This window comes from Halomonas shengliensis, assembly GCF_900104135.1.
In the GTDB taxonomy this organism is placed as follows: Bacteria; Pseudomonadota; Gammaproteobacteria; order Pseudomonadales; family Halomonadaceae; genus Halomonas; species Halomonas shengliensis.
Map to the genome: position 1 here is coordinate 59,926 of NZ_FNIV01000015.1, position 7,345 is coordinate 67,270.

The 7,345-nt window shown below is 69.3% G+C and carries 5 protein-coding genes; all 5 read right to left on the minus strand.

The genetic code is table 11. From position 1 onward, the window contains the following. Positions 1-66: 66 nt before the first annotated feature. Complete coding sequence (gene putA / locus BLP95_RS16155) at positions 67-3,732, minus strand: bifunctional proline dehydrogenase/L-glutamate gamma-semialdehyde dehydrogenase PutA (RefSeq protein WP_089681108.1); 3,666 nt, start codon at positions 3,730-3,732, stop codon at positions 67-69. A 75-nt stretch (positions 3,733-3,807) separates the two neighbouring features. Continuing rightward, on the minus strand, positions 3,808-5,298 hold the full coding sequence (gene putP / locus BLP95_RS16160) for a sodium/proline symporter PutP (protein ID WP_089681111.1): 1,491 nt from the start codon (positions 5,296-5,298) through the stop codon (positions 3,808-3,810). 250 nt (positions 5,299-5,548) lie between these two features. Continuing rightward, on the minus strand, positions 5,549-6,370 hold the full coding sequence (locus BLP95_RS16165; protein WP_089681112.1) for an AraC family transcriptional regulator: 822 nt from the start codon (positions 6,368-6,370) through the stop codon (positions 5,549-5,551). Between the two features lie 73 nt (positions 6,371-6,443). Continuing rightward, positions 6,444-6,803 carry a hypothetical protein gene (locus BLP95_RS16170; RefSeq protein ID WP_023005814.1) on the minus strand — a complete coding sequence of 120 codons (360 nt, stop codon included), beginning with the start codon at positions 6,801-6,803 and terminating at the stop codon, positions 6,444-6,446. Between the two features lie 184 nt (positions 6,804-6,987). Continuing rightward, the coding region (locus tag BLP95_RS16175) for an HNH endonuclease (RefSeq protein WP_143004441.1) at positions 6,988-7,345 on the minus strand (358 nt) is incomplete at its 5' end.

The following is a 7,345-nucleotide window of genomic DNA, read 5'->3' on the forward strand; positions in this document are numbered from 1 at the left end:
CAGGGCGAGGCCTGCCGGTGTGGATGGAGGCGCGCGTGGGGGAGGCCCAGGCGCGCCTTGCCCGGCCTACTCGGCCGTGGCCAGCAGGCTGGCGTTGCCCCCCGCCGCGGTGGTGTCGATGCACAGGTGGCGCTCCACCACGTAGCGTTCCGGGGCGATGGCCTGGGTCTCCAGCGGCACGATGGCCCCCTTGCGCGCGGCCAGCGCCAGGCGCAGCTCGCGGGTCCAGTCGCTGGTGCCGGCCGCGGCGACGCTGGCGATGCCGTCGAGCTCGGTCAGTGTCTCGGCCGCCACGCTGCCGTCGAGGCCGGCGACCGGTGCCCCCGCCTCGACCAGCGGCCGGACGGCCTGGCTCGCCCCGGGGGCGACCACCAGCGCCGGGGAGCCGCAGCCGAGCGCCTGCACCGCCTGGGCGATGGCGATCTCCAGCGTCGGCCCGAGGCACAGCGCCATGCCCTTGGGGTACATCGACAGGCGGTTGCTCTCGCCGGTCGGCCCGGGCAGCGTCTGGGGCGTCATGTCCAGCGCCGCGGTCTCGGCCAGCGCCTTGCGGATCACCCCGCCCTTGCCGGAGAGCGCGCGGCGCAGCACCTCCACGCGATCGGGGCGTGCCGACCAGTTGCGCGCGTCGAGGCCATCCAGCGCCGCCTGCAGTGCCTGCTTGCCGATGGCGTCACCCTCGGGCGCCGCGAGGCGCTCCTCCCGGGCGGTGCGCCGGAAGCGGTTGACGTAGAGCGGGCCGCCCGCCTTGGGACCGGTGCCCGAGAGCCCCTCGCCGCCGAAGGGCTGGGAACCGACGATGGCGCCGATCTGGTTGCGGTTGACGTAGATGTTGCCCACATGGATGCGCTCGACGATCTGCTGTACCCGGTCGTCGATGCGGGTGTGCAGGCCGAAGGTGAGGCCATAGCCGCGGTCGTTGATGGCGTCCACCACCTTGTCGATGTCGCGCGCCTTGAAGGTGGCCACGTGCAGCACCGGGCCGAAGATCTCGCGCTCGAGGTCCTCGATGCCGCCCACCTCGACCACGGCGGGGGTGACGAAGGTGCCGACCTCCGGCGCGGGCAGCGTCTTGATCACCTTGCCCGCCTTGCGCTGGGCCTCCACATAGGCGCCGATGTCGGCCTGGGCCTCGGTGTCGATCACCGGCGAGACGTCGGTGTCGGTGTTCCAGGGATCGCCGATGGTCAGGGCGTCCATGGCGCCGTCGAGCATGTGCAGCAGCCTGTCGCGCGCCTCCTCCTGGACGTAGAGCATGCGCAGCGCCGAGCAGCGCTGGCCGGCCGACTGGAAGGAGGAGATCAGGATGTCGCGCACCGCCTGCTCGGTGAGCGCGGTGGAGTCCACGATCATGGCGTTGAGGCCGCCGGTCTCGGCGATCAGGATGGCATCCGGCCCGGCGTTCTGTGCCAGGGTCTTGTGGATGATCTGGGCCACCTCGGTGGAGCCGGTGAAGCAGACGCCGGCCAGGCGCGGGTCGCTGGTCAGCGGGGCGCCCACGTTGGGACCGTCGCCGGGAAGCAGCTGCAGCGCGGCCTCGGGCAGGCCCGCCTCGCGCATCAGCTCGACGGCGTGCGCGGCGATCAGCGGGGTCTGCTCGGCGGGCTTGGCGAGCACCGCGTTGCCGGCCGCCAGGGCCGCGGCGATCTGGCCGGTGAAGATGGCCAGCGGGAAGTTCCAGGGGCTGATGCAGACGAAGATGCCGCGGGCGCTTCCGGGCTCCTCCTCCTCGAGCCGCTCGGCCTCGTTGGCGTAGAAGCGCAGGAAGTCGACCGCCTCGCGCACCTCGGCGATGCCGTCGAAGAGCATCTTGCCCGCCTCACGGGTACAGATCACCGTGAGCTCGGCGATGTGCTCCTCGTAGAGGTCGGCGGTGCGGCGCAGCACCCGGGCGCGGTCGGCCACGGGCGTGGCCGACCACTCCTGGAAGCCCGCCTCGGCGGCGTCCAGCGCGGTGGCGACCTCCTCCGGCGTGGCCTCATGCACCTGGCCCACCACACGCGACGTGTCGGCGGGCGACAGGGCGTCGCGGGCCTGGCCCTTGGGCGCGGGGCTGCCGGCCAGCATCGGGCCGGCATGCCAGGTGGCGTCGGCGAAGGCCTCGCGGGCCTTGAGCAGCGGCAGCACGGAGGCGGGCTCGTTGACCCGGTAGCCGCGGGAGTTGCGGCGTTCGGGGGCGAACAGCTCACCGGGCTGGCGGATCATGGGGCTTGAGATGGCGTCGCCCAGCTCGAGCAGGCCGGCGACCGGGTCACGGGCCACCTCGCTCGGCGGGATCGAGTCGTCCACCACCTGGTTGACGAACGAGGAGTTGGCCCCGTTCTCCAGCAGGCGACGCACCAGGTAGGCGAGCAGGTCGCGGTGGGCGCCCACCGGGGCGTAGATGCGGCAGTGGGTCCCCTCGGTCTGCTTGACGATATGGTGCAGCGACTCGCCCATGCCGTGCAGGCGCTGGAACTCGTAGCTGTCCTTGTCGTCACCCGCCATGGCCACGATGGCGGCGCAGGTATGGGCGTTGTGGGTGGCGAACTGCGGGTAGATGCGGTCGCGCCGCTCGAGCAGCAGCCGCGCGCAGGCCATGTAGCTGACGTCGGTGTTGACCTTGCGGGTGAAGACCGGGAAGGTTTTCACGCCCATCTCCTGGGCCAGCTTGATCTCGGTGTCCCAGTAGGCGCCCTTGACCAGGCGTATCATGATGCGCCGGTCGTGGCGCTCGGCGAGGTCGTAGAGCGCCTCGATCACCGGGGCGGCGCGGCGGCCGTAGGCCTGCACCACGATCCCGAAGCCGTCCCAGCCGTCGAGGCTGGGGTCGGCCATCAGCGCCTCGATCACGTCCAGCGAGAGGTCCAGGCGGTCCTGCTCCTCGGCGTCGATATTGAAGCCGATGTTGGCCTTCGCCGCCTGCTGCACCAGCTCCTTGGCGCGGGGCACCAGGACCTCCATCACGGTCTCGCGGTGGGTGGTCTCGTAGCGCGGGTGCAGCGCGGAGAGCTTCACCGAGATACCGGGGCTGCCACGCACGTCGCCCTTGGCCTGCTTGGCGATCGCCGCGATCGCCGCGGCGTAGGCCTGGTGGTAACGCAGGGCGTCCTCGTCGGTGCGAGCCGCCTCGCCGAGCATGTCGTAGGAGTAGGTGTACCCCTGCTTCTCGAGGTCGCGGGCATTCTTCATGCCCTCCTCGATGGTCTGGCCGAGCACGAACTGGCGGCCGAGGATGCGCATCGACTGGCCCACCGCGGTGCGGACCACGGGCTCGCCCATGCGGCGCACCAGGCCGCGCAGCGCGCGCACCGGGCCCTTGGGATCGTCGTCGAGCACCTTGCCGGTGAGCATCAGCGCCCAGGTCGAGGCGTTGACCATCGATGACGAGGACTTGCCCAGGTGGGCGCCCCAGTCCGACGGCTCGATCTTGTCGTGGATGAGGTCGTCGATGGTCTCGGCATCGGGGACCCGCAGCAGGGCCTCGGCCAGGCACATCAGGCCGACGCCCTCGGCGGTGGAGAGCCCGTACTCGGCCAGGAACGCCTCCATCATCGAGGGGGAGGTGTCCTTGCGCACGCGGGCCACGTAGCCGGCGCCGGCCTCGGCGATGCGGCGGCGCTCCTCCTCGGAGAGCCGGAGCTGCTCCAGCAGCCCCTTGAGCACGGTCGCCTCGTCGATGTCGTAGTGGTCACGGATGCGCGTGCGGAGGACGTTCTCGACCTCCTGGGGACCCGGGTTGGCTTGGTTCATGTTGATCTCTCCTGCCAGTGGCCCCGGTCGCGGGGCCACGTGGTATTGCGGGGTTCGGCACCTGCGGGCGCCGACTTAGCGCTCGATATGCTGATACTCACCGGCATCGGCGGTGGCGAGGCTCACCACCATGATGGCCACCCAGGCGGCGATGAAGCCGGGGATGATCTCGTAGACGCCGGGACCGCCCAGGAAGGAGCCGTTCCAGCCGAGCGTGATCCAGATCATCACGGTGAGGGCGCCCACCACCATGCCGGCGATGGCGCCGGCGCCGTTGGTGCGCGGCCACATCAGCGAGAGGATGATCAGCGGGCCGAAGGCCGAGCCGAAGCCTGCCCAGGCGTTGCTGACCAGGCCCAGCACCTGGGAGTCGGGGTTGGAGGCGATCATCACGGCGACGACACCCACCAGCACCACGCAGAGGCGACCGATCGCCACCGTCTCCTTGTCGGAAGCCTCCTTGCGCAGGAAGAGCCGGTAGAAGTCCTCGGTGAGCGAGGAGGAGGAGACCAGCAGTTGGCTGGAGATGGTGCTCATGATCGCCGCCAGCAGCGCGGCAAACAGGAAGCCGGTGACCAGCGGGTGGAACAGCAGGTCGGCGAGGATGATGAAGATGGTCTCCGGGTCCTCGACATCCATGCCGTTGCGCACCGCGTAGGCGCGGCCGAACAGGCCCAGCGACACGGCGCCGATCAGCGAGATGGCCATCCAGGACATGCCGATGTTGCGTGCCACCGGGACCTCCTTGAGGCTGCGGATGGCCATGAAGCGCACGATGATGTGCGGCTGGCCGAAGTAGCCCAGCCCCCAGGTCACCGCGGAGAGCCAACCGATGATCGTCAGCCCCTCGGTCCAGGAGAGCAGGGTGGGGTCCACCTCGTTGAGCGTCTGGGAGGCCTGCGAGAAGCCGCCGCCGCCCTCGCCGAACAGCACCACGGCGGGCATGATCACCAGCGCCAGCATCATGATGCAGCCCTGCACGAAGTCGGTCAGGCTGACGGCCAGGAAGCCGCCGATCACGGTGTAGACCAGCACGATGCCCAGGGTGATGACGACCCCGGCGGTGTAGTCGCTCATGCCGCCGAAGTTGAACACCCCGGCGAAGGCGCTCTCGAACAGCTTGCCGCCCGCCACCAGGCCGGAGGCGGTGTAGACCGCGAAGAATACCACGATGACGATCGCCGACACGGTGCGCAGCGACAGGGCCCGGGTCGGGAAACGGTTGGCCAGGAACTCGGGGATGGTGATCGCGTTGCCGTAGTGCACCGTCTGCTCACGCAGGCGCGGCGCGACCAGGGTCCAGTTGAAGAAGGCGCCCACCAGCAGGCCGATGCCGATCCAGGCCGAGCCGAGGCCCGACACGAACAGCGCCCCCGGCAGACCCAGCAGCAGCCAGCCGCTCATGTCCGAGGCCCCGGCGGACAGGGCCGCTACCTTGGGGCTCAGGCCGCGCCCCCCCAGCATGTAGTCCTCGGAGGACGAGGTGGCACGCTGCATCGCGTAGACGCCGATGGCGAGCATGAGCACGAAGTAGCCTATCAGGCTGATCCATACACCAGTTTCCATGAAACCTCTCCAGTTCATCAGGGCGGAGCCGGGCTCCGAGTGGTTGGTGCCGCTGCCGGAGGGACCGGCAGTGGGGCACCGCTTTGTTGACATTGTTGTCTCGATGGCGCCATGCGGGCGAGGCTGTCGCAGCCTGGCCTCCCCCTGACTGTAGGTGCCCGGCGCCGATGATGCTTGTGGATTCCGAGGGAGTTGTTGCGAAAACCGCGGGAGTTGGCCGACGATGGCGTCAGATCGTTAGACTTTCGTCTTATTCTGTGGTGAGGGAGTGTCGCCGTGCCGTTCCGCTGGCCGGCAAGGATCTGGTGCCGGGGCGACGCAGACGGCTGGGTGTCTGGCCGTAGGCCTCGCGACAGGCATGGGAGAGGGCGCTCTGGTTGCTGAATCCGGTGAGGGCGGCGATCTCCGCCAGTGGCAGCCGGCTCTCGTCGAGCAGGCGGCGGGCGGCCTCAAGGCGGCGCCGGCGCACGAACTGCCAGGGCGTGAGGCCGGCCTGGCGGCGGAAGCAGGCGCGGAAGTGCGACTCGCTGAGGCACGCCTCGCGGGCCAGGTCGGCCACGCTCAGGCGGCGGGCGAGGTGGGCGTCGATGAAGCGCTCGAGGTGGGCCAGGTCGAGCCGGGCCGGCGGCCGGGTCGGCTGCTGGGAAGGCGTCGCGGCCAGGCGGTCGTGCAGGCAGCCCAGCAGGGTGGCGGCCAGGCGATCCCCCTGGTGACCATCCCCCCCGCTGCGCTCCAGTTCCAGCAGCAGGAAGCGCAGGTAGTGGCGCAGCGGGTCGTCCAGGGTGAAGAAGCGGGGCGCATCGAAGAGGCTGGCGAGCTCCTGGTGGGGCCCGGACAGGGCCGGCGAGTGCGCTGGCAGGTCGAGGATCAGCTGGCGGTTGTCGCCGGTACCGGCATAGTAGTGGACATGGTTGGCCGGCACGATGCAGCCGGAGAGCGCCGAGATGGCGCCGCCGAGGCCTTCGATCTCGAACTCCGCGCGTCCCTGCAGCCCGATCACGATCTGATGGTAATCATGGGCGTGGTGGCGCGTGGCGGTGTCGAGGGGGATCTGGCGGATCACGCTTGGCATGATGGCCTCCCTTCTGCGGACGGGCGGTGACCCATGGTAACCGAGGCGCTTCCACGCCGGGTTCCGCGCTCTGTCAACGCTGTTGCAGTGCCTGGCGCCGGGCGAGATGGTCGCGCAGCGCCCTGAGCTCCGCCTGGCCGGTAGGGTCCAGCAGCGGCTTGCCCCGGGCGGCGCGCCGGTGGTTGCCGTGCTCCTCCATCAGCCGCTGGGCGCGGCGGCGCACGCCGTCCAGGTAGTCGTCGTGGCGGATCGGGTAGCCCATCAGGGTGTTCCACTCGGTCTCGTCCACACGGTTGTCCAGCGCCTGGTCGAAGAGGCGCAACAACTGGTCGGGATCGGTGCGAAATCGGGGTGTGCCGGAGAGCAGCAGCAAGGCGGTCATGCCGCCGAAGATGACCAGGCAGACGGCGAAGACCAGCAGATACAGGGCCATGGGGTGCACCTGGGTGGCCGCGGAAGCGACAGGAAAAGGCCACGGAGGGAAGCGATGGAGCGGGTGAAGGGAATCGAACCCTCGTCTTAAGTCGGGTAGGGACGTAGCCTCGCGGCTAGGTCCCCCCCTAAGAACCGGACGTGCAAGTTTCCCCGCATCCGGCTCAAGCAGTTGCTAAGCCAGGTCAGTTCTGACCCGACCGGCAACCAAGGGCCACGATCCCATCCTCCCACGACGCAAGGGCACGTGAATGAATTAGGTTGTGGCAATTCTCATGCAATAGAGCCAAATTGTCCAGCTTGTCGCTCCCCCCGTGGCACTTCCAGACCTTGTGATGAACGTCCCACCGGGTCTCGGTCGTGATGGGTTGGGCGCAGACTGGGCACTTACCTTGCTGCCTTTTCCAGACCGTGTTCAGCTTTGGAATCGCGTTTGCGAGCATCTGGCGTTTCACCAGTTTCTCGAAGTACTCCTCGTCAGCTGGGTCGTAGAGGTTGGCGTCAGACTTGATCTTGACGTGTCTGCAGCACTTCACCTCGGAC